25 protein-coding genes and 2 tRNA genes are annotated in these 22,033 nt (G+C 39.8%); 10 read left to right on the top strand and 17 right to left on the bottom strand.

From position 1 onward, the window contains the following. The first annotated feature begins 2 nt into the window (after positions 1-2). The 5 genes from PZB74_RS20605 to PZB74_RS20585 are packed head-to-tail and all read left to right on the top strand — an operon-like array spanning position 3 to position 4,953. On the top strand, positions 3-3,104 hold the full coding sequence (locus PZB74_RS20605; protein WP_302239131.1) for a LamG-like jellyroll fold domain-containing protein: 3,102 nt from the start codon (positions 3-5) through the stop codon (positions 3,102-3,104). A gap of 36 nt (positions 3,105-3,140) precedes the next feature. Further along, on the top strand, positions 3,141-3,836 hold the full coding sequence (locus PZB74_RS20600; protein ID WP_302239129.1) for a SprB repeat-containing protein: 696 nt from the start codon (positions 3,141-3,143) through the stop codon (positions 3,834-3,836). Then, a complete protein-coding gene (locus tag PZB74_RS20595) occupies positions 3,833-4,183 on the top strand; it encodes a hypothetical protein (protein WP_302239128.1) in 351 nt (116 codons plus the stop codon). The genes PZB74_RS20600 and PZB74_RS20595 overlap by 4 nt, the downstream gene beginning before the upstream one ends. After that, positions 4,176-4,493: a hypothetical protein gene (locus tag PZB74_RS20590; RefSeq protein ID WP_302239127.1), complete on the top strand. Its 318-nt coding sequence runs from the start codon at positions 4,176-4,178 to the stop codon at positions 4,491-4,493. The genes PZB74_RS20595 and PZB74_RS20590 overlap by 8 nt, the downstream gene beginning before the upstream one ends. Next, positions 4,450-4,953, top strand: a complete 504-nt coding sequence (locus PZB74_RS20585; RefSeq protein WP_302239125.1) for a hypothetical protein — start codon at positions 4,450-4,452, stop codon at positions 4,951-4,953. The genes PZB74_RS20590 and PZB74_RS20585 overlap by 44 nt, the downstream gene beginning before the upstream one ends. Before the next feature lie 65 nt (positions 4,954-5,018). Here the strand turns inward: PZB74_RS20585 and PZB74_RS20580 are convergent, their stop codons facing one another. From PZB74_RS20580 to PZB74_RS20570, 3 genes are all read right to left on the bottom strand, one after another. Beyond that, positions 5,019-5,858, bottom strand: a complete 840-nt coding sequence (locus tag PZB74_RS20580; RefSeq protein ID WP_302239123.1) for a hypothetical protein — start codon at positions 5,856-5,858, stop codon at positions 5,019-5,021. 16 nt (positions 5,859-5,874) lie between these two features. Continuing rightward, positions 5,875-5,968: transfer RNA gene (locus tag PZB74_RS20575), tRNA-OTHER, on the bottom strand. Then, a complete protein-coding gene (locus PZB74_RS20570) occupies positions 5,954-6,502 on the bottom strand; it encodes a hypothetical protein (protein ID WP_302239121.1) in 549 nt (182 codons plus the stop codon). Before PZB74_RS20570 ends, PZB74_RS20575 begins: the two co-directional genes overlap by 15 nt. Before the next feature lie 13 nt (positions 6,503-6,515). On the opposite strand from PZB74_RS20570, the gene PZB74_RS20565 reads away from it, so the two are divergent. After that, positions 6,516-7,639, top strand: a protein-coding gene (locus PZB74_RS20565) for an IS3 family transposase (RefSeq protein WP_302239119.1) whose coding sequence is annotated in 2 segments (ribosomal slippage) — positions 6,516-6,771 and positions 6,771-7,639 — 1,125 coding nt in all. Because the reading frame shifts where the segments join, the coding sequence is not laid out codon by codon here. Positions 7,640-8,139: 500 nt separating this feature from the next. Here PZB74_RS20565 and PZB74_RS20560 read toward each other — a convergent pair. The 5 genes from PZB74_RS20560 to PZB74_RS20540 form a co-directional block, all read right to left on the bottom strand. Next, positions 8,140-8,739, bottom strand: a complete 600-nt coding sequence (locus tag PZB74_RS20560) for a hypothetical protein (protein WP_302239117.1) — start codon at positions 8,737-8,739, stop codon at positions 8,140-8,142. A gap of 73 nt (positions 8,740-8,812) precedes the next feature. Beyond that, positions 8,813-9,208 (bottom strand): helix-turn-helix domain-containing protein, encoded by a 396-nt coding sequence (locus PZB74_RS20555; RefSeq protein WP_277477208.1) that lies wholly within the window; start codon positions 9,206-9,208, stop codon positions 8,813-8,815. Between the two features lie 16 nt (positions 9,209-9,224). Continuing rightward, positions 9,225-9,326, bottom strand: coding sequence for a type II toxin-antitoxin system HicA family toxin (locus tag PZB74_RS20550; protein WP_302239116.1), 102 nt, complete (start codon positions 9,324-9,326; stop codon positions 9,225-9,227). Positions 9,327-9,473: 147 nt separating this feature from the next. After that, complete coding sequence (locus tag PZB74_RS20545) at positions 9,474-10,667, bottom strand: site-specific integrase (protein WP_302239115.1); 1,194 nt, start codon at positions 10,665-10,667, stop codon at positions 9,474-9,476. A gap of 231 nt (positions 10,668-10,898) precedes the next feature. Beyond that, positions 10,899-10,972, bottom strand: a tRNA-Asp gene (locus PZB74_RS20540). Positions 10,973-11,171: 199 nt separating this feature from the next. On the opposite strand from PZB74_RS20540, the gene PZB74_RS20535 reads away from it, so the two are divergent. Both PZB74_RS20535 and PZB74_RS20530 read left to right on the top strand, forming a co-directional pair. Continuing rightward, complete coding sequence (locus PZB74_RS20535; RefSeq protein WP_302239114.1) at positions 11,172-12,116, top strand: acetyl-CoA carboxylase carboxyltransferase subunit alpha; 945 nt, start codon at positions 11,172-11,174, stop codon at positions 12,114-12,116. A gap of 23 nt (positions 12,117-12,139) precedes the next feature. Further along, entirely contained in the window at positions 12,140-12,895 is a 756-nt protein-coding gene (locus PZB74_RS20530) for a patatin-like phospholipase family protein (RefSeq protein ID WP_302239113.1), read from the top strand. 58 nt (positions 12,896-12,953) lie between these two features. Here PZB74_RS20530 and PZB74_RS20525 read toward each other — a convergent pair whose 3' ends face one another. Further along, entirely contained in the window at positions 12,954-13,508 is a 555-nt protein-coding gene (locus PZB74_RS20525) for a hypothetical protein (RefSeq protein ID WP_302239111.1), read from the bottom strand. A 183-nt stretch (positions 13,509-13,691) separates the two neighbouring features. Here PZB74_RS20525 and PZB74_RS20520 point away from each other — a divergent pair, with 183 nt between their 5' ends. Continuing rightward, positions 13,692-14,249: a 1-acyl-sn-glycerol-3-phosphate acyltransferase gene (locus PZB74_RS20520; protein ID WP_302239110.1), complete on the top strand. Its 558-nt coding sequence runs from the start codon at positions 13,692-13,694 to the stop codon at positions 14,247-14,249. A gap of 8 nt (positions 14,250-14,257) precedes the next feature. On the opposite strand, the gene PZB74_RS20515 is transcribed toward PZB74_RS20520, so the two are convergent. From PZB74_RS20515 to PZB74_RS20485, 7 genes are all read right to left on the bottom strand, one after another. Beyond that, complete coding sequence (locus PZB74_RS20515) at positions 14,258-14,851, bottom strand: GNAT family N-acetyltransferase (RefSeq protein ID WP_302239109.1); 594 nt, start codon at positions 14,849-14,851, stop codon at positions 14,258-14,260. Continuing rightward, entirely contained in the window at positions 14,851-16,155 is a 1,305-nt protein-coding gene (gene tyrS, locus PZB74_RS20510; protein WP_302239107.1) for a tyrosine--tRNA ligase, read from the bottom strand. The genes PZB74_RS20515 and tyrS overlap by 1 nt, the downstream gene beginning before the upstream one ends. A 149-nt stretch (positions 16,156-16,304) precedes the next feature. Beyond that, on the bottom strand, positions 16,305-16,796 hold the full coding sequence (locus PZB74_RS20505) for a hypothetical protein (protein ID WP_302239105.1): 492 nt from the start codon (positions 16,794-16,796) through the stop codon (positions 16,305-16,307). Between the two features lie 270 nt (positions 16,797-17,066). Continuing rightward, on the bottom strand, positions 17,067-18,359 hold the full coding sequence (locus PZB74_RS20500; protein ID WP_302239104.1) for a NupC/NupG family nucleoside CNT transporter: 1,293 nt from the start codon (positions 18,357-18,359) through the stop codon (positions 17,067-17,069). A gap of 89 nt (positions 18,360-18,448) precedes the next feature. Further along, a complete protein-coding gene (locus PZB74_RS20495) occupies positions 18,449-19,051 on the bottom strand; it encodes a bifunctional nuclease family protein (protein ID WP_302239102.1) in 603 nt (200 codons plus the stop codon). Between the two features lie 16 nt (positions 19,052-19,067). Next, positions 19,068-20,036: an electron transfer flavoprotein subunit alpha/FixB family protein gene (locus tag PZB74_RS20490; protein ID WP_302239101.1), complete on the bottom strand. Its 969-nt coding sequence runs from the start codon at positions 20,034-20,036 to the stop codon at positions 19,068-19,070. 24 nt (positions 20,037-20,060) lie between these two features. Beyond that, positions 20,061-20,798 carry an electron transfer flavoprotein subunit beta/FixA family protein gene (locus tag PZB74_RS20485; RefSeq protein WP_302239099.1) on the bottom strand — a complete coding sequence of 246 codons (738 nt, stop codon included), beginning with the start codon at positions 20,796-20,798 and terminating at the stop codon, positions 20,061-20,063. A gap of 95 nt (positions 20,799-20,893) precedes the next feature. Here PZB74_RS20485 and PZB74_RS20480 point away from each other — a divergent pair, with 95 nt between their 5' ends. Beyond that, the gene (locus tag PZB74_RS20480; RefSeq protein WP_302239097.1) at positions 20,894-21,220 is read left to right on the top strand and encodes a tetratricopeptide repeat protein; all 327 of its coding nucleotides are present in this window, start codon (positions 20,894-20,896) and stop codon (positions 21,218-21,220) included. Here PZB74_RS20480 and PZB74_RS20475 read toward each other — a convergent pair. Then, a complete protein-coding gene (locus PZB74_RS20475; protein WP_302239096.1) occupies positions 21,193-22,008 on the bottom strand; it encodes a DUF4197 domain-containing protein in 816 nt (271 codons plus the stop codon). The two genes, PZB74_RS20480 and PZB74_RS20475, sit on opposite strands and share 28 nt — an antisense overlap. Between the last annotated feature and the right edge of the window lie 25 nt (positions 22,009-22,033).

The following is a 22,033-nucleotide window of genomic DNA, read 5'->3' as shown; positions in this document are numbered from 1 at the left end:
TCATGTTGGTAGTCTCAAAGAGCAAACAAGCCCGGCAAGATAGGGTAAATGCGGATTCTATGGTGTCCTTCAATGGGATAGGTTCCGGCAGGGAAACGCAGTTTGCCAGTGCGGGTGTGAATCCTAATGTTTCTTTAGCCCTTCAAAAAGATAAAAGCTTTACCATATCTGTCTTTTGTCAACTTAATTCAGATGCAAACCATAATCTGCTTTTCACCTCTGATACATTAGGTTTAAATCAAGGAATAGAGTTTTCCTATAGCACTACATCAGGTGGCAGATGGTATATACAAATGGTATGTCTGACAGGCGTTTATCAGTTTTATATTCCTTTTAGCCAGTATATTCATAAACTTGTTCACTTGGTTTTTTGCTATGATGGGAATACAAAAACAGGCCAGTATTATATAAATGGTGCTGTTATACCTACCCAGTCTTACAAAACCAATACAGGCTTTTCTACTATTCCTGCCCATGAACTGATTATATCAGAAGATACCAGTGCCAGGAACAGATGGTCAGGCTACATATCTCACCTTCTTATTTGCAACCGCACAGCTACTCCTCACGAAATACGACACATCCATGCGTTTGGTGGTCTGCTTCCCTCTTCGCTACATAGTGCAGTAGTTGCCCATTATCCATGCACACATGCTGAAGGCGATGTATTGGTAGATGTGACAGATCAGTACAATTATGCTAAAGATATAGGTGTTGTAAAATCAGCAAACTATCATGCCAACAAAAGATTTTTGGTTAATGGTGCAGTGGCTTCCAGCTATACGGAGGGGGATCGCCTTACGCATGACCCGGCTAGCCCTAATGCTTCCAATGCAGTATATAATGGTGATAGTTCTGTATATGTGGGGAAAGGTGAATATGTTAGAATTAGGCTGAGAATACATTCGCAACAGAGGGCAGATGCCCGTTTGCAAGTGCAACAATTCAGTTCTGCAAATGGTGGTGTGTATATCAGTTTGCCCGTGGTGAAGACTACTACTGATTTTGAAGCAAACATTCAAAATGAGGGTACTGCACAAAGAAAACTTGATGTGGTTTGGCAATTAGGCACGGACTGTGACATTGAAATTTTAGAATGGAGGAAAAGTACTACACCCGTCGGATATCTTGACCCTTACCATGCCCAACTGCGAAACTACACTTTAGAGCAGCACACAGGTGCAGTGCAAACTGCCTGGAAAGATTTTTATACTAAAAACCCATATCAGCCTTATGTAGATTCAAATGATGATGGTATAGCTGATGTACCCTTAACCGTTAAAAAATCGCTGCTTCCTCCTTTGTCTACAGCGCTACAAATACAAGCTGTAAACAAAGCACAAAGAATACAGCTGGATGGTTCTTTAACTGAATCCAAAGGGGGAGAAATACACTTCTTCCTGTACCTGGATCGTGTGCCCAGTGGAGCAGAGCGATATCTGTTTACCTCTCAGCATAACAGCAGCCAGACGCACTTTTATATTCAGAATGGCAAGCGGCTTAAGTTTGAAAATTTGTACGGTCCTGGTGTCATTCGTATGCAAAGTGATGTGATCAGTATTCAAAAAGGATGGAATCATTTCGGGATTAGGTGCGGTAATGTGGGTAATGCCAATAGCTTTAAATTTTATCATCAGGGCCGATATGTGGGCAATAATGTAGTGACGCACAACTACAATTCTATTTATAACGACTTCTTCCCAAAATACATGAGTCGTCAATACCTTTTTACCGCCTGGGCAAGTAGTAATAATACCTTTCCTGCTAATACGCAGTTGGATTGCCGTTTGGTAGCCTTTTATGCCAACAGAGGTGTGTTTACCAAGCACGATAAGGAAGTCCTGGAAGCCTATAACAATGGGCTCTTTCAGGGCATGAAGCAGGTACATACGGTTTTGTATGGAGAAATGACTAGAGTTTACATTGATGAGGCTTCTGAAAACTTCCAGGAAGGCCACAACTGGACAAAGCAAAGTCAGGAATTTGCGGTTGATACCAACACCGGACAAGCTGTTTATACCGGAGTTCAGGATTATGCAGAATTATCTATACCACTCATAAACCTAACTCATCCTGGCATTGGTGTTTTTGGGCAAAGCATCAGAGTTGAGATCGTATGTAATAGTTGGACAGGAGGCAACAAATGCGAAGTAGAAATTGGAGATCAGGGAGATGTAGGCAGGTTTAATACAGTAGGTACGCATGTGTTTCATTTGAGGCCAAAACGCAGCAATGCTTATGTGCCCAAATTGTGGTTAAGGCCAATTGGGAAAGGCAATACATTCACCATTTCATCGGTAAAAGTTATTGCAGGATTCACTCAAAACCAGGGCACCAGCGGAGGTAATGCTACGCTGGAAAACTATACTTCTTCCGATGAATCTCCTATCATCCCGATAGACAGTTTTCAAGCGGGTGAACTGGACACGAACTATTGTCCTAATCCTACTATCTTCAATAACAGGACAGCCAGAATTAGCTGGAATACCGATGTAAATGAGACCAAATTCTCAGTATCATTTTGGTACTATGCAACAGGCTACAACGGTAGTATAGGTGCCAATAACCTCTTCTGTGCTCAATTGTCAGGAGGAGGCTATATCACAGTCAAATACCTAAACCCAGGCAGGCCACTTTATTTTGCCTGGGCACATACCAGTAGTGGCAATAGCAATGCAGAAAGGACAAGCCTTAGCATACCGGACGCAAGAATCGGTAATTGGACGCATGTAGCATTGACTTTTGACCAAAACGTGCAAGGCAAATTTAATAGGCATGGGTATCAGGTAGCCAGCTCTGACAATGTATTTTTAGCTGGGGTTATTAATTCTATTGGCTTTTTTGGTAGTGCTGATAGCAATGAAAATCCCGCACCCGCTTTTGTGCGCAATCTCCAGGTATACAACGCTCATGTGCTGACAACCGCAGAGATTGATGAACTCAGAGCATTAGGCCACAATGCTATCAATCCGCCTTTACACTTGGCAGACAAACTCAGTCTGCATGCTCCCTGTATGCAGAAATCAGGTGTGCCTATGGATTTGATCAGTGGCGAACGCGCTTATATGGAGGAAAGCAGCTTGCAATGGACTAAGACTCCTTGATAGAGAAAATTTACTTTAAAATTAAGATAAGAAGCTATGATTACTTATAAGATTAATGAACTGGATGTCCATGTATATGCAGACTTTGTGGATGATGAAACGGATTGGCGCATTGAGTATCTGGATGCTGATGGATTGCTTAACCGTTACAAGATTAAAGGTTACCCCATACCCTTCAATAAAAAAATCAAGGTCAGCTATTCTTATGCTCTCACCAGGCCCAGTAATGGAGAAGTGCTAAAGAGCTATGCTGACGCTTACGATGAGCCTAATGTTGCTACCTTTTATCATACATTTCTTCCCTCAACTGTTAGCTATGGCTATTTTGCTGCCTTTCAAAGCCTGAATGGGTTATGTGCAAGGTTACCTGAACTAGCAGGTAACAAAGCAGATCCTCATCAAGGTTACAGGCCTTTCAATAGGGTAGGGGAATTTGTGCAACCGGTACAGTTCAGCACCGAAATTACTGATGAAACTCAAACCACTCAGGAAGTAGAAGGCCAACAGCAGTTGATTGCTAACAGGGATGGTACTATTACAGTGACAGTTATCAATGGAGTGGGGCCTTATGAGTACAAACTGGACAATAATAGCTATCAGCAAAATAATGTATTTGAGAACCTTTCTGCCAGAGATTACACCATCTATGTACGAGATAGTGCAGGTACTGAGCGATTTGCTCAAGTATCAGTAAGACTACAGGATTTAGAAAGTGAAGCGATTCAATTATGATCATACTTCAGGTAATAGAAGCTCCTGTAGCGACGGCCGCTAATGTGCTAATGGAAACCAGCAAAGAGCAGGGCTTTCTGGTGTTTTTCCTTTGCTTTTTATTGATGGTGCTTGGGGGCTTGATTTGGTGGTACATGCAAAAGCTGGAAACCAAAAACCAGGCAATACAGGATTGCTACAAAGACCAGGTCAAAGTAGAAGTCTCTGTCCAGCAATATGCCAAGCAGGTGGACGAAAGGCTAAAAGATATCAACAATGCCATGAGAAATAATGACACCCATCTATTGAGACAGCTAATAGCTGACTTAGGATTTTCAGTCAGGAATAATCAGCACAAGGATGAATAAGGGATTGATTTTAGGAATAATCGTGATGGCAATCGTGTGGGTTACGATCACACTCGCGCTAAAAAAGCAGGAAGAACAGCAGATACAGATCAGGCGCATTGAAATGCATGTGCAGGAGCAGGATTCACTTATCACATCTTTAATTAGTGTCAATGGTAAACTACAAACGACTATCACTCAGCGGGACTCTCTTTTGCATCATCAAAAGCATCTTATTCAAAGCTATGAACGGGCCATGGATAGCTTATCTGTTATTATGCAGTATCTTGAGCGCAGTGACCTGTCAAAACGCTATCGCTCAAAGCAATGATAGCCTGAGCGTTGAAAGAGTAGCGATTACTCCTAACCTATCCGGGCAGATCAAGAAAAGTGATATCCTGATTGACAAAACTACTTATCATCTCCTATTAAAGGATCTGGATAAGTACGATAAATTCAAAAGTAGATTTGCAGCCCTACAGCAGCAGAATGACAGCTTGTTTGCTGAATTGAGGTTTCAGATAGCTCAGTTGGACGAGCTTTACCAAAAAGCGGATCTCCTACAAAAGAAGCTACTAAATAATCAAATAGAATTGATTCGTACCCAAGAGTCTCTCAATGACTTCAAGGTGAAGTATGATGAATATCTGGATGGAACTGGAACTCAGGAAAAGAAGATCAGGTACCGGACTCGCTATATTTTCAGAAATAAGCAGGAAAGAAGGTGGTTCTGGATCACCTGGGGAATTTTTACATTGGTGCCTGCTGGTATTGTGGTTCTTACACGATAGTTATATCTATTGTGAATGTATAAGTTTTTAGCTATGATTACATAAAGAATATTACTAGCTTTTTATTATAAATTCCAAGGCTTTACACCCATCTTTTTTGCGTTATCCAATGATTTTTTTGTTGCTAAGTCAATCAGTCCCTTTCGTAACTTACGCCAAGTTTGATCAGGAAGAAGTCCAATTATGAAATTCGTATTCCCTACATTGTTTAAGAATTGGAATTTTTGAAGTGCAGAATTCGATTCCAATGAAATGAAGAATTTATATTCGTTCAATATAAGTTGATATAAATTATCATTTTCCCCATTTGCATAGAAAAAATTTCCTGTAGGATCATGACTGTTTTTTGACCTCATGACAACTATTTGAAATTCATGCAAATTAGCATGAGGTTTTTTTAATTTTATAGCTTGAATATCAGTAGAATTAGATTCTTGTAAAACGACTCTCAATTTATCTTGCTCACTAATATTGAAAGATGTAAAAGGCTCTTCATTTGATATACTACCCCGCCAAAAAAGTGAAATAATAAAAAGCCTAAAAAGTTTGTTGTTCAGATTTTTGCAAATTGCGTATTCAACACCTCCCTCATTCATTTTGTATTCAAAATTCTTATTAAATCTTTCATTCAACAATCTTTTTGTAAAATTCTCAGCAACATAAGTTTCCAAACATTCAAGATACTTTTCACAATCAGGGCAAAGAATATAGCTCTCTTTAGGGCTATCTTGAAATACTCTTGGTTTAACATGAGGTTTTGAAGAGTCTAATATATAACCTTTTCTAGGACCAGTCTTTCCTAATATTGATTTTCCTAAGAATTTAGAAGCAATGTGAGAATTTTTCTTTGTGGCTTTATTTTTCTGGCATAAAAGACAATCATCATTTGGAGTTCTTATTATCATAATTAATATATATTAAGTGCAGCATGAGGAATCGAACCTCAGTCGCCCCTTGGACAAGAAACGAATATTTTGTTCTCCGAGGGGGTGTTTTACCATTAAACTATGCTGCATTTTAGTAATTCAATTTGTTCATCCTTTACCACTAATGAATATTCAGATTGACAATATTTAACAAATTTTGAAATCACTCTTTCTCTTCCAATTCCATTTATTTTTTTTCGTAGGTCGTATTTAAATTTGGGAATAATCACTTTTTCAATTATTAAATTCTCTGTTAACTTTTCTATAATTACTTTGTCAATTTCGTTTGATATCCCTCTAAAAACATTTATAATGTCTATCACTATACTGAAAGTGAGTTCATTTGCATTGTCCTTGTTGTTGAAATCAATGCCTTGCAAATCGCTTGGTAATTTTGAGTTCCAATATTTATTCAGTGTTTTCCCCTCAGATTTAATAAGGTTGCTTAAGGAATTGCTAATATTTTTAACATTCTTGTGAATCAATCTGTTTCTTTTAAGTCTTATGTAATCAAGAGTAGCTATTAGTTCGGGTGGTAGTTGATCTTTTTTTACATCAACTCTATTAAAGATGTAAGCTTCCCTAAAAACAGGACTGTTTGAAAAAGGACAAAAATTGTACATTTAAACAGTCAAGATGAAAAAACGAAGAATATCAGAAGCGCAGATAGTCAAAGCGCTGAAAGAACATGAATCAGGCAGAGATCTAGAGAGCATCTGCCGTGAATATGGTATCCATAAATCCACCCTCTACAACTGGAAGAAAAAGTATGGAGGAATGGAAGCCAATGAACTGAAAAAGCTGAAGGAGCTGGAAGAGGAAAACAGACGGCTAAAGCAGATGTTTGCTGATTTAAGTCTGGATCATCAAATACTCAAAGACGTACTGTCGGGAAAGATCTAAAGCCCTGCATTAAAAGGGAGAAGGCTGACATCATCAGAAAACGTTTTACTGTTGGTGTTGGCAGGGCTTGCAAGATTCTGGGCCTATCCAAATCAGTATATTATTATCAAAGCCGAAAAGACGATCAAGAGGTAATTGATATACTCAATCAATTAGCTGACATGCACCCTACTGAAGGGTTTTGGCAACTGTTTGACAGACTTAGGAAACAAGGTTACCCCTGGAACCACAAACGTGTGTATCGAGTCTATAAATCCATTGGAATGAACTTGAAGAGAAAGCGAAAAAGGAGGCTACCTGCTAGAGTTAAACAACCTTTAGAAGTCCCTACAGAACCCAATCAAACATGGTCTGCAGATTTTGTCTCTGATAGTTTGATAAGCGGTAGAAAGTTTAGAGCCTTTAATCTTATTGATGATTTTAACCGTGAGATACTAGCTATTGAGGTAGATACCTCACTACCAGCTGAAAGGGTTATCAGCGTGCTTGAAAGGACTATTTTCTGGAAAGGCAAACCACAAAGAATACGAACAGATAATGGCCCTGAGTTTATTTCCAATGCACTGAAGAATTGGTGCCAAGAACAGCAAATAGAATTGAGCTACATCCAGCCAGGCAGGCCTATGCAGAATAGCTACATTGAAAGGTTTAATGGAACCTACAGAAGAGATATTCTGGATGCTTACCTTTTTGATTCACTAAAAACTGTCAGAGAGAAAACCATAGAGTTTGCTGAGGATTATAACCTCATAAGAGGCCATGATTCCCTGAGCAAACTTTCTCCTGTTCAGTATCTCAAAGAGCAAACAAAGAATGAAAACTACCAGAATGAATTTTGTATATATTTGGAGAATTAGTCTATTTGATATCAGTCCTAAAAATGGGAAGGCTACAAAGACTTTATCAATAAGCATAGAGTCATTTTCAAAATCTTTGATTTTTGACTCTAGTGGTTCAATCTTATTATTAACCTGTTGAGCAAATATTAAAATGTCTTTAAGGTAGCTTTCAAAGTGAGTATAAATCAAGAGAAATATACCTTGAATTAAAAATTCATTTGTTTTTGAATGCTCCTTTTCTAATTCATTAAATTTGATATTGTGCTTTCTTTTGAAAGAGTTGTTCTCAAAATAGTCCTTTGTTAAAGTATCGGGGCTTTTTTCCAAGATTTCTGAATAGTCAAGACTGAACTGATTCCACACAAATGAGTAATGAGTAAAACTATTGTTTAACTGAGATAATTTTTTGTGAAATATTCTTAGTGCGATGGTTTTCATTTATTGGTGGTAACGCCAAGTATAGCCGCTGGCAAGGCCATCGGCCGTAGTATAGTGGCTATGCCTTTGTTATGCTTTGTTTATCTCTCTACAATTTCCCAATTTTCTCCTCTTTTTTCAATAAGTAATGCCCCATAATATCCACTCATACTACCTGTTTCAAATCCTCTTTCATAATGAATTACCAGTACAGCATTTTCCATTCCTTCATCAAAACAAACTCTTGAAAAAGAAAATATCGAGTATTGTTTATCAGATCTAATCCTATTATTTGATTCGGGAAGTTGTACATATGGATCTATGATATTCAATCTTTCTTTATTAAATTCTCTATAAGACAACTCCTCAAATTTTCTAGAATTTACTATCTCCTTGAACTTAGGATTATTAGATAATTCCTCTGAAAACATCCACTTATTATCCTCCTTAAATTGTGCGATGGGAAGAAGTGCATCAGAAACATAAACTCCTAAATTGGCAGTATCTTTAGCTACTTTGCTTTTAAGAACATTAATAGATTCAGGCGGAGGAACATTTGTAAAGTCTATCTGATATTTTAACAAAAAAGCATTCAGTGCATCATTAATTACTTGTTCCTCAAGTGATTCATACTTCTTGTTGCAACTCGTACAAAGCAAGAATATGAAAGTAATGACGTATATATCTTTCTGTTTTATCATAATAAAGCACAACATTTAAAAATAAACACACCTTCTTGAGGAAGCAGGGACGGCATCTCTTCTACTTCAATTTTCATCTTAGTATGAGATTCATCTCAGCTAATTCCTGCCCGATTTGGTGGATGCCATCTAAAATTTTTCTTTGTTGCTTTGGAGAAGGCGTTTTTTTGCCTTTAGCATACTGAGAAAGTAATGAGGCATTTACGCCAATGCGTTGGGCAAGCAGATTAGCATTGATGATTTTATACTCCTGAAAAAAGTGCTGCCAGTCGATTTCAAACTGTATGTTTGAAGCATCAGCAACATACCCTTCTTCCTCAAAGTAAAAGTTTACCGCTTCAACAGTGTTACCTAACAAATCAGCCACTGACTTTCCCGTAGTATAAATAGGATAGTCCTTAGCATATGCAGAAAATCCCGTATTGGTTTTTTCTACTACTATCGGTATTTTTTTTCTTAGCTTTTTCATTTTAATCCGGCATCTTTTAAGATTTTCTTTTCTGTGCGACGTCCGCTAGTCCTTTACCCATTTCCTGGCTTCCATGATTAGGAAAAATGATAATTCCCTCTTTAGTAGGGTGCTTCATTTTTACATGAGAGCCTTTCTGGGAAATAGGATACCAGCCATTCCATGGGGGCCATCCTTCTTGAGAATCCTAAATAATTCTGAACACTTCATTCACGTAAACTTAACAAAAAAAGGTAAATAATAATTTACCTTTTTTTAGAATTGATTAAAGATTGATATTTGTGGTCTCACTGGCAATTCTTTTCTCTGATATATCTACGTAATAGGTTAACGTGGTTTTGGTGCTACTATGACCGTATAAACTGCTAACTACTTCCAGAGAAACATTTTGGTCAAGCAGCAGATTGCCAAAAGTTTTTCTTGCTACGTGAGAAGTTAAATTCTTCTCAATTCCACAAATCACAGCAATTTCTTTCAAGTATGCATTGTAATTACCATTGCTTATGGGATCAATTCTCCATTCCAACTTTTCCAATACCTCTGCAGCAGTTTTGAATAGTGGAATTCTACATGTGCTGGCTTGTACTTTTTGACGGTCAGTAAAGATCCAATATCTACCGTCTATTCCATTACGGAGCCAGGATTTTTCAAAACGTAATAGATCTACGAAAGCAAGACCAGTATAGCATTGGAAAAGGAATAGATGAGCGATCCTTTGAAGCCGCTGACTCGCAAAATTATGATTGTTTATGAGATCAACTTCATAAGGAGAAAGGTAAACCTTTGGTTTTCTGATTAGCTTGCTGTTTTTATGAGATGATAAAGGATTATGATCAATCCATTCCTGACGCACTCCATAATCAGTAGTGGATTTGATCAGGTTCAGGATTTTGTTGATGGTACTTTGATCAAATCGTTTCTCAAGTTTGAAATAATCTTCCACTCTTGAGAGAAAAGCTACAGAGACTTCGCAAAGTTGTAGATCCATTTTCTTACTCTTATTGAGATATTTTATGGCTGCTTTATATCGTACCAGAAGAGTCTTGATATAAGTGTTTTTCTTGCCTTCCTTTTTCTTATCCTCAATAAATCGCAGCATGGCAGACTTAAGTGTTATGGTACTTAGGTGTGCACCAGTATAAAGATCTTTGATAAGTTTGGCAGAAATGGCTTTTCCTTGCCGCTCTAAGTCATTATAAATGCCTTGAAGTTGGGCTCTTACATTCAACAATTTTTCATTGTACGCCTTAGAGAGTTTGTCGGGAGCATAATGCCTTTTTTTATTTCCGCTGGGACCTTTAATGTAGCCAAAACCGCCAGGTTGCCAGCGGTCAGGTTCAATGGTAAGACCAGTAGAGATATTGACAGGCTTTTTTCCCTTGACAGTGATCTTAGCGAATATCGGAGCTAAACCCGCCCGATTCAGCTTACTTCCTGCAAGCCAAAACGAGACTTTCATAGAATAATGTCTTTCATCAAGGAGAAACTAAATCAAGGTAACATATAAGAAGTGCGTGTCAACCTAGAAAGTATAATTAGGTAGAAATACCGGTAAACAGTAATTAGTTTTGGTGAACGAAATGGTAAACAGTTTTGAGTTTACCAAGAGGTGTTATCAGAAAAGCAAAGAGCAAAAAAAAAGCCTGAGATATAAATCTAAGGCTTTTATAAGACTAAAAATCTTTTAAAGCGGTCTGGACGGGACTCGAACCCGCGACCTCCTGCGTGACAGGCAGGCATTCTAACCAGCTGAACTACCAGACCTTTAAGTTTTTATCGGTTCAGAGCGTATCTCTTTCCCGTTTTGGTGATGCAAAGATAAGAGCGAACTTTTTAAATACAATGGCCTGCTGAAAAATTTTTCAATTTTTTTTCTGTTTACCCCTTCTCGCCAAGTGCACAGTTTTACTTTTGGTAAATACTCTAATAAGAATTAGTTTTGCTCAATAATCAATGGATACCTATGCTGTTAGAATTTGAAAAGCCCATTGTGGAACTAGAGAATAAATTAGCCGACATGAGGCAGATGGCAGATGAGAGTGATGTAGACGTCTCGGAAGCTATCAAATCTCTGGAAGAAAAAATTATCACCTTGAAGAAGGAAACATTCCAGAACCTCACCCGCTGGCAAAGAGTACAAATCTCTAGACACAGTGACCGTCCTTATACACTGGACTATATTTATGAGCTGTGCTCAGATTTCGTAGAGCTGCATGGCGACCGCTCAGTAAAAGATGATAAAGCCCTGGTGGGTGGATTGGGTAATATGGATGGCCAGACAGTCATGTTCATCGGCCACCAGAAAGGTAGAAATACCAAGCAGCGCCAGGAGCGTAACTTTGGTATGCCTAATCCGGAAGGCTATCGTAAAGCTTTACGCCTGATGAAGATCGCTGAGAAGTTCAATAAACCGATTGTGACCCTCATAGACACTCCAGGTGCATACCCAGGGCTAGAAGCTGAAGAAAGAGGCCAGGGCGAAGCGATTGCTCGCAACCTGAAAGAGATGTTTATGCTTAAGGTGCCTGTAATCTGTATCGTAATTGGCGAAGGTGCTTCTGGTGGTGCTTTGGGTATTGCTATCGGAGATAAAGTATTTATGCTTGAGAATACCTGGTATTCAGTAATCTCACCAGAAAACTGCTCTACTATCCTTTGGAGGAGCTGGGAGTACAAAGAGCAGGCTGCCGAAGCTATGAAACTGACTGCCGAAGATATGAAGCACTTCAAGCTGGTAGATGGTATTATTGAGGAACCACTTGGAGGTGCGCATACCGACCTGAAAGTACAGAGCGCTACCATAAAAAAATATATTCAGGCCAGTTTGAAAGAGCTCAATAAGCTTACTACTGACAAAAGAATAGAACAAAGAATCAACAAATTTACAGCTATGGGCGTGGTTAAATAACCACTGCCCCTGGCTTTTGTAAGATGAAGTTTGGCTTAGTGTTATCCGGAGGAGGAGCCCGAGGTGTAGCACATCTGGGCATGATTAAGGCCTTGCATGAGTTCGGAATTCATATAGATATAGTTTCCGGAAGTAGCTCAGGAGCAATTGCCGGTGCGCTCTTAGGTAACAATTATAGCCCTGAAGAGATTCTGGAAATCGTTTCTGAACTTAGTCTTCTTAAATTTTTTAAACCGGCAATCAGCAAAACCGGATTGCTAAGAATGGATGCCCTGGCTGAGGTTTTTAGTAAATACCTGCCCACCCATTTCAGTAAGTTAAGTATCCCTCTTTACGTTTGTGCTACCGACCTTTGCAAAGGCAAAAGTGTATACTTTAATGATGGGCCACTTTTAGCGCCTTTAATGGCATCTTCCTGTATACCCGTGATGTTTGACCCTGTAAAGGTGGATGGAGACTTGTTTATTGATGGGGGGGTACTTAATAATTTTCCTACTCAACCCTTACTTGCAAAGAATGTAACTATCATTGGCATGCACTCTAATCCGGTAGACGAGTCATTTAAAGTGAGCAACGTAAAAACTATGTTTGAGCGCACGTTTCTGCTGGCTATCAATGCTAATAGCTACCACAATATTGGAGATTGCGACTTATATCTGGAGCCCCCTGGCTTAAAAAAGATTAAAGTGATGGATATCAGGAAGTCTAAGGAAATATTCAACTTAGGTTATGAATATGCCTTAAGTAGAGAAGAAGATATCGTTAAACTACTAGCGTAGTTTTCAGTAACAGCTCAAAAAATTTACTCCCCTGAGATTAGGGCAGGGGAGCATTAGTTTATTTCTTGAGATGGCTATCTTCTAATTTAAAGGTGCGGACAACTTCATAGTAGTCACTATAGTCTATATCTATTCTGGCATTATTAACAAAATCAGCAGGTACTACCACTATTCTAAAGATCTGATCCTGCGTCCATTCATTGCCAAGTGTACTTAAGTCTACACTTCCTTCCAAAAATATCTGTACATCCAGAAAAGTGTTATCATAGTTATATTGAAGCACTGTTCCATTATCAAAAAAGACATTTTGAGGTAATAGTCTCCATATTGGTAAGGGGTCTCCATTACTATCCTCTGTAACATCCCAAAGGAGGTACACTAAGACAATATCAGACTCTAGTACTTCAACCTCATCAGGAGGAAACTCAAACCTTACCAGATAATCATTAGAGGGGTTAAAGTCTGTCTCAATTTCCAAAACAGACCCTACTATATTAAAGCCATCAATACCATCCTGACCTTGGGGGCCGGGAGGGCCTTCGGGACCAGTAGGGCCTTCGCAACTCATAAAAAACAATACTATTAATGAAAGAAAGGAAATACTACGTTTCATAGAATAGGAGGTTAATTAGAAAAAATTAGTAATATCATCCGTATAGCTTTTTAAATAAAGCAAAAAAAGTGCGTTTATCACTTTTCAAGCTGTTTTAATCAGCAAGTTTATTTCTATTTGCTACCTTGCGGCACATTTTGACATGTAGCTCAGTTTAGACAATTAAAGTTTTTATATTTCGGAATGTTAAGAATTATTGCGCTCATCATTTTCAAAATCACTGGCTGGAAAGCCAAGTCGTACATACCTAAAGACATTAAAAAAGCGGTGATGGTAGCAGGGCCGCATACCAGTAACTGGGACTTCGTATACGCTAGAGCTGCACTTTATATCCTAAGAGTACCGGTAAAGTTCACTATTAAAAAAGAATGGGTTAGGTTTCCACTAAGCCTGATCCTGAATCCCCTGGGGGCTATTCCTATTAACCGAAATCCTAAAGGAATCAGTCGTACCAGTACTGTTGATAAAATGGTGCAGCTTTTTGATGAAAGAGACCATCTCATTATTCTCGTGACCCCCGAAGGCACTAGAAAATACGCCAAAAAATGGAAGTCTGGCTTTTATTTTACTGCTCAACGTGCTAATGTACCTATAGTAATAGGTTATCTGGACTATAAGGAAAAGGAAGCGGGGATAGGAGCAGTATTTCAGCCTACCGGAGACAAGGAAAAAGATATAGAAGAAATTAAAAAATTTTACAGAACCAAAACTGCCAAATATCCTGAGCAAGGCGTTTACTAAATAGTGGGCTATACTAACTTTTTTATCCAGAAATTAAGCGTTTTGCTACTTTCTTCGCTTTGATCTACGTCTTTCCATTCCATTTGTGTGCTGACCTGGGGTAGGGGCGTATACCCTCTTTTTTTCCAGAAATTATGGAGGGACTGATAACCTGCCGGACGAAGTGGATGGTTGGAAGTGCGCTGTACCGCACAGAAGGTAGCATATTTTTTTTCAAGCTGTCGGGCGTGGCCTTCTCTTTGCCGAAAAAATTCTACCCCTATACCTCTTCCCCGATAGGTTTCTTTGAGTACAGACTCTCCGAAGAACATTATCTCATCCATATTATAAGCAGTGTTTTTAAATGATTGCTTAAGGGCAGAGGTTTCTTCGGAAAGAGGGATGCAAGTGGAAGCGCCCACTACTTCTTCCTGCTCAGTAGCAAGAATAATCGCGCTTCCATTCGCTTTTGCATAAGTTTGCAGATACTTTTTCTCATAAGCCTGGCTGCCATCGTAGAGATAGGGAAAATGGCGAAATACCTCTATTCTGAGTGCAGCCAGCTTATCCAGATATTGATGAATATCCTGTCCTGTTATTTTTATAGTACGGACACCCGCCATTATGCAAGAACCTTCAGTAGGTAATAGTTCTTCTTGCCTCTCTGCACTATCAGGTATTTGCCCTGAAGCAATTGAAAATCAGGAGCGTCATCTTCTTTTTCTATCTTTTGCTTATTGATGCTCACGCCTCCCTGCTTAATCATACGACGCGCTTCTCCTTTGGAAGAGAAAACCAGGTCTTGTGCCGCATCTGCCAAAAGCTCTAATACATTGCTGGCAGAATCATACTCAGATCGGCTGATTTCTTTCTGTGGCACACCTTCAAAGACTTCCAGTAATGTTTTTTCGTCAATATCATTAAGATCATCCAGGGTAGATTTACCAAAGAGAATACTAGATGCTTTAACCGCTTTTTGGTATTCTTCCTCTGAATGTACTCTTATAGTAATGTCTTTGGCCAGTGCTTTTTTAGCCTCGTTCGGATTAGGATTACTTTCCAGTTCTTTAATCTCATCTTCAGAAAGAAGCGTAAATACGCGCAAGAGTCGCGAGGTATCATCGTCCGCTACATTAAGCCAGAACTGGTAAAACTTGTAAGGTGAGGTAAACTCAGGGTCTAGCCAGATATTGCCACCCTCTGATTTTCCGAACTTGGTGCCATCAGCTTTGGTTACCAAAGGAGCAGTTAAAGCATAAGCTTCACCACCTTCTTTGCGGCGAATAAACTCTGTACCAGTAGTAATATTTCCCCATTGGTCGGAACCTCCCATCTGGAGTTTAACACCTTTGGTTTTGTATAAATGGAAAAAATCGTAGCCCTGAAGCAACTGGTATGAGAACTCAGTGAATGAAAGTCCGGTTTCCAATCTTTTCTTTACAGAATCTTTAGCAATCATGTAATTGATTGTCAGGTGCTTACCTGCTTCTCTCAAAAACTGAAGAAAGCCTATGCCCTGAAACCAGTCGTAATTGTTTACAATCTCTGCGGCATTCTCACCTTCATTGAAATCCAGAAACTTTTCAAGTTGTTTTTTTATTCCATCCTGATTTTCTCTGAGTGTTTGCTCATCCAGAAACTTTCTTTCCGCAGCTTTAAATGAGGGGTCGCCGATCATACCAGTGGCACCGCCTACCAGTGCAATAGGTTTATGTCCGGCCAGTTGCAGATGCTTCAGTAGCATAATGGTAGCCAGGTTACCTATATGAAGTGAACGGGCGGTAGGGTCAAAGCCTATATATGCAGTAGTAACTTCTTTGCTAAGTTGCTCTTCTGTACCGGGGACCATATCGTGGATCATACCTCTCCAGCGAAGCTCATGGATGAACTGGCCCAGCTTGTTGCTTGCAGTAGTCGTATCGCTCATGTATTCTTGACTTATAATTCAATAAGTCGCAAATATAAGAACTTAAGCAAAGTTTCTGAACCAATCGGCAATTAGTAAAGCCTGGCAGTGCTTTTGTTTCCTGGAAAGGTTGCTCGTAAAAAACTTGAACTTAAGCTGTACTAATGCCATCAATGCCATCGTTTGCGGTACAGCTCTGCCTTCTCAATACCTACTTCACCATCATCTTCTATATAGGCTTTATGTTCTTCCTGAAAATTGATGAAATCTATAGGGGCGCTTCTTTTCTTTTTTAATTGTGCAAGAGCTTTATCAATGATCCCTTCAAAATGGTTGGGTTTTATGGCCCATTTGGAAAAGCATAGATGAGTATCGCGGTATTTTTGTATCAGGCTAATAATTTTATCTTCGCCAACCTCACCGCACTCACCCCAGAATAGTGCTTCTCCGGTTGGAGAAAGTGCCAACAAATCTGGCTTATATCGCTTTTCTTTGCTGTACTTGACTTCAATTTTAATATCCTTATAGAAAGGATGGTAGAGCTTGGCAAGAAAAATTTTCATCAACACATGAGTTGATTTTTCTTCTGCTCTTTTTATCAGTACTTGCTTTTGTCCGTTTATTCTGAATGACCACTTTCTGCGTAAACTTTTTTCGTCCATACCAAAAAAACGTTGAAAGAAGCACTCTGTTTTCATTTAAAGGCCTGGAAAGTTATAGGGGAGTAGCATTTTCAACTTAAAAATTAGCTATGTAGAAGGCTAATTTGTTGAAAAAGATCATAAGAATGCTTCACCCAGGAGTGCCTAAATACCCATTTAGTAATAGTAAATAGTATACCAAATTATTATTTCGCTCTACTTTTCGGTAAAGGTGAAAGCTTTGCTAATAGCTATAACCCAGCTCTTTTAGATTAATCGTGCTGACTTTTGTTAATAGTCTACCAGCATACCTGCGACTGTACCTGTCATCATGCAGGCGATAGTGGCAGCCAGTAGCGCCCAAAGGCCCAGTTTGGACAAGTTAGATTGCTGGTTAGGTGCCAGACTTCCGATGCCTCCGATCTGTATGGCAATAGAAGAAAAATTAGAAAAACCGCAGAGTGCGTAGGTGGCTACTACCAGTGCTTTGCCATTAATAATTCCATCCGCTTTCATTTCTGACATGCTCAGGTAAGCGACAAACTCATTGATTACGGTTTTTTGTCCTAAGAGGCTTCCTACTTCCAGTGCTTCTTCCCAGGCAACACCCATAATGTAAGCAAGCACTCTAAAAATCTGACCTAATATGTACTCCAGAGAAAAACCATCAAATTCGCCTCCTGTAGAGCTGACAACCCACTGATTCAGGTGTGTAATATCTCCGAAAACGTCTTTCAGCAAAAAGTTAAGTGCAGCAATTACGGCAATAAACGCTAATAGCATAGCCCCAACATTGACTGAGAGACGCAAACCATCTGATGCACCACGAGAGAGGGCGTCAATCAGGTTTACACCCATTTCTTCATCTGCTACTTTAAGATTGGTATCAATGGCCTCTTTGTTAGTTTCCGGAATCAGTATTTTGGCGATTACAATAGCAGCAGGTGCATTCATTATAGAAGCACTTAGAAGGTAGGCGGCGAATCTGGTACGTTCTACAGGATCATCTCCACCTAAAAATGCGACATATCCAGCCAATACCCCTCCTGCAATTGTAGCCATACCCCCGGTCATCAGGCACATCAGTTCTGAATAGGTCATACGAGAGATATAAGGCTTAACAAGAAGTGGAGCTTCAGTTTGCCCTAGAAAGATGTTGCCAGCCGCAGAAAGGCTTTCTGCACCCGATAGCCGCATAGTACGGGCCATAATCCAGGCGATGCCATACACTAATTTTTGTAATATGCCCAAATAATACAGACCTGCCGATACGGTAGAAAAAAAGATAATAGTGGGCAGTACCTGAAAGGCAAAGATAAAACCAAAGGATGTTTCATCTACCAGACCTCCAAAAAGAAAGGCAGCACCCTCCTGGGAGAAGCTTAGAAATTTGACAAATCCTTCGCTTACTTTTTTAAATATTGCGGCAATAAAGGGGACCCTAAGTATAAGGATGCCGGCCAGCAGCTGCAATACTATACCTGTAATTACCAGACGCCAGTTGATCGCCTTTTTATTTTTTGACAAAAGAAAAGCAATGCCTACCAGAGTGGCAATGCCAATGATTCCGCGTAGATAGTCCATACCGGGGCAAAACTAAGGGTAAATACAATACAAAAAAAACCTCCCAAGTACGTTCGGGAGGCTTTTAACTTATTTATGGTGAAACCTATTTAATTTCTACGGTTCATTTCATCTCTAATATGAGCTGCCTTTTCATAATCTTCGTTCTTCAAAGCTTCATCTAAAAGGGTTTGCAAGCGATCAAAATTCAGATCTTTCAACTGCTCTTTAAAAGGTTTGTTAGCAGCAACCTTTTCTTCCTCAGAGGCAGTTGATGTGCTTTCTTTTTCGCCTTCTTCTTCGTCGGTAAGTACTATGCCCGCCTCAGAAAGCACGCTTTCAAAGGTAAATATAGGTACGCCAAAGCGAAGACCAATGGCTATAGCATCAGAAGGGCGAGCGTCAATTTCTACACTGCGTCCTCCATCACTACAAACGATCTTAGCAAAAAACACCCCTTCTTTCAGATCGGAAATTACTATTTCCTCCACAGTATAATTAAAGCTTTGAGCGAAAGATTTGAAGAGATCATGGGTCATGGGCCGGTTAGGAGCAATTTTTTCAATCTCTATAGCAATGGCTTGAGCCTCAAACATACCAATAATAATTGGCAGCCTACGATTGCCAATAGTTTCTCCCAACACCAAAGCAAATGATCCAGATTGAGATTGACTAGAAGATAGCCCTAAAATTTCTAACTCAATTTTATCCACAATAAATCGCTTGTTTTTATGAAGCTTTGATAGCCTCGGTTAACTTTGGTACTATTTCAAATGCATCGCCCACAATGCCATAGTCAGCAGCTTTAAAGAAAGGTGCTTCCGGGTCTTGGTTAATTACTACAATGTATTTGGAAGAGTTAACACCCGCCAGGTGTTGAATAGCACCAGAAATACCCACTGCAATATATAGGGTAGGGCTTACTTTTACACCAGTCTGGCCTACGTGCTCATGATGAGGGCGCCAGTTCATGTCAGACACAGGCTTACTACAACCAGTGGCAGCACCCAAAGTTTTGGCAAGGTCTTCAAGCATACCCCAGTTTTCCGGCCCCTTCATACCTCTACCCCCGGAGACTACTATATCTGCTTCTGGTAATAATACATCTCCTTCAGCCTTATCGGTATGGGTGATTTTCGCACTAAAGTCTGCTTCGTCAATTGAAGCATCAAAAGCTTCCACCGGAGCATCGTTGCCACTTTCTTTAACTTCTATCGCATTCTTCTTAATCGCGATAATTTTTCTGTCGCTGTTAAGTGTCATCCAGGCAAATGCTTTTCCAGTATATATGCTTCTTTTTACCTTAAAACCATCGCTTAGGTCTGGTAAGTCTACCACATTTGATGCAAGCGCAGCATTAACTTTAATTGCTACACGTGCTGCTACAGGGTCTCCCAAAGAAGATTTGGCAAGCACAATATGCTGAGCATTAGTGCTTTCTATCGCTTGTGCAATTACTGAAGCGTAAGCCTGAGTGACTCCCTGATTCAGCTCTTCTTTAGCAACATTTAATACTTTAGTAGCACCTTGCTTACCTAAAGAGGCCAGAGTACCTTCAGATACTTCTGTACCTATAGAGAGAGCTACTACTTCGCTTTCGCCTAAATTTTCTGCCAGTGCGGCAGCATATGAAACCGCTTCCAGTGAAGTCTTTTTGATTGCACCTTCAGCATTTTCTACAAATACTAATATTGACATGCTAATTGATTTAACAGTTAAAAACTAGAGCACTTTGATGTCACTTTTTAAGGCTCTTACCAGCTCCTCTACCTGCTCAGGGTCTATCATCTTTACTTCGCCTTTCGGTGGAGGAAGCTCATACTTAAAAGTGCTGGTTTTGCTATTGCTGGAACTTGGCTCTCTCACCTCCAGGGGTTTTTTACGGGCTGTCATAATACCACGCATATTGGGGATTTTCCATTCCGCGATAGGCTCCTGACATCCGGCAATTAAGGGAAGTTTTACTTCCAGAGACTCCTTGCCCCCTTCAATTTCACGGGCTAGTTTAGCCGTGTCGCCCTCAATATCCAGCTGCATTACCGGAGAGATAGAGGGTAAGCCTACCATTTCTCCTACCATGCCATGTACCTGCCCTCCATTGTAGTCAATAGACTCGCGGCCCATAAGCACCAGGTCATAGTTTCCTTCTTTAACGATTGCGGCAATCTGCTCAGCAACAAAGAAAGAGTCTGTAGGCTCTGCATTTATTCTTATAGCATCATCGGCACCTATAGCAAGACCCTTACGAATGGTGGGCTCAGTCTCCGCCGTGCCAACATTAAGTAAAGTTACGCTACCACCCTGTTGTTCTTTTATTTCTACAGCACGAGCTAAAGCATAATCGTCATAAGGGCCAATGATATACTGTACCCCGTTCGTATCAAACTTCGTATTGTCGTCTGTAAAGGCTATTTTTGAAGTGGTATCGGGAACGTGTGTTATACAAACTAGTATTTTCATAAAAAATGGTACCTAAACTTCTAATATATAATATGTAACCCATATTGTCGCGTGAAGTTACGCAATAATCAAAGAAATAAAAACCAGCAAAGCTAATGTCACAAGAGCGTTTACGTCAACTTTTTGGCTTTTTAAAGGAAGAGCCAAACGACCCTTTTACACTTTATGCCATTGCTCTGGAATATCAGAAAGAGGATGCGGAAAAAGCCTTGCCGTACTTTGAAAAACTACTGAATGAACATCCGGACTATGTAGCTACGTATTATCATGCAGCTCACTTATATCAGGATCTGGAAATGAAGGATAAAGTAGAGCAGACCTACCTAACTGGGATAGAAAAAGCAAAAAGCCAGCAGGAATCGCTGGCTCTTCGTGAATTGCAAAATGCCTATAATCAATATCTGTTTGAAGAGGAGGACTGACTGTTTTGTACACTACCAAATACCTTGCGGATGATCTGTTGACTATAGTCAAAAGGATTATCGCGTATTTTCTTTTCTTCAATGGCTACCAAACGAAACAAGCCTTCAAGTGCTTTATCTGTCGCGTATTCTTCAAGTTCTGGTAGCTGCTTAAGGTCTACATCCAGCTTATCGGAAAAGGGGCTTTTATTGTACTTCTCTATACCATTTTTCAGGCTACCGTACACTCTGGATGCACCTACATCATCCAGGGCTTTTTTAATTTCTGGTTCAAATTTACCGGCAAGCTGTTTAGTAGTAGTTCTCTTCAGGTACTGGGTAGCAGCATCATCCTGACCTTTTAAAATATTTACAGCATCGTTGATAGTCATGGAAGTAATAGCATTTACAAAAATTGGAGCTGCTTCTTTTGCTGCCCGCTCTGCTCCACGGTTCATGGATTCCACCAGGTCGTCAACCAGTTTATCACCAACTAGAGGTATTTTTCTGATATTTTTTTCCGCCTTTCTCAACTCTGGAGGAAGAAGTATCCGGATGTCCACAATAGGGTTGTCTAGAAATCCGTTGGTCTGAGAGGCGTTCTCTCCGGCAAATTGGGCACCTTCTTTAAGCGCGGCTTTCAGCCCCTGAGTGATTTCAGAATTTGTTAGCCCGGGGCCGGTGCCATAGTCATTGAGGATGCCAGTAAGGACATCACAACTGCTTAGGATCAGTACAGGCGATAGTACAAATGCAAACAATATACGCCTGATACGATTGCTTTTATTTAGAATGTTAAAATGCTTCATAAATTAACGTTTTCAAATTTTGTTC

The organism is Porifericola rhodea, assembly GCF_030506305.1.
Lineage (GTDB): Bacteria > Bacteroidota > Bacteroidia > Cytophagales > Cyclobacteriaceae > Catalinimonas > Catalinimonas rhodea.
The sequence above is the reverse complement of the archived record's forward strand: the minus strand, read 5'-3'. Positions and strand labels throughout refer to the sequence as shown.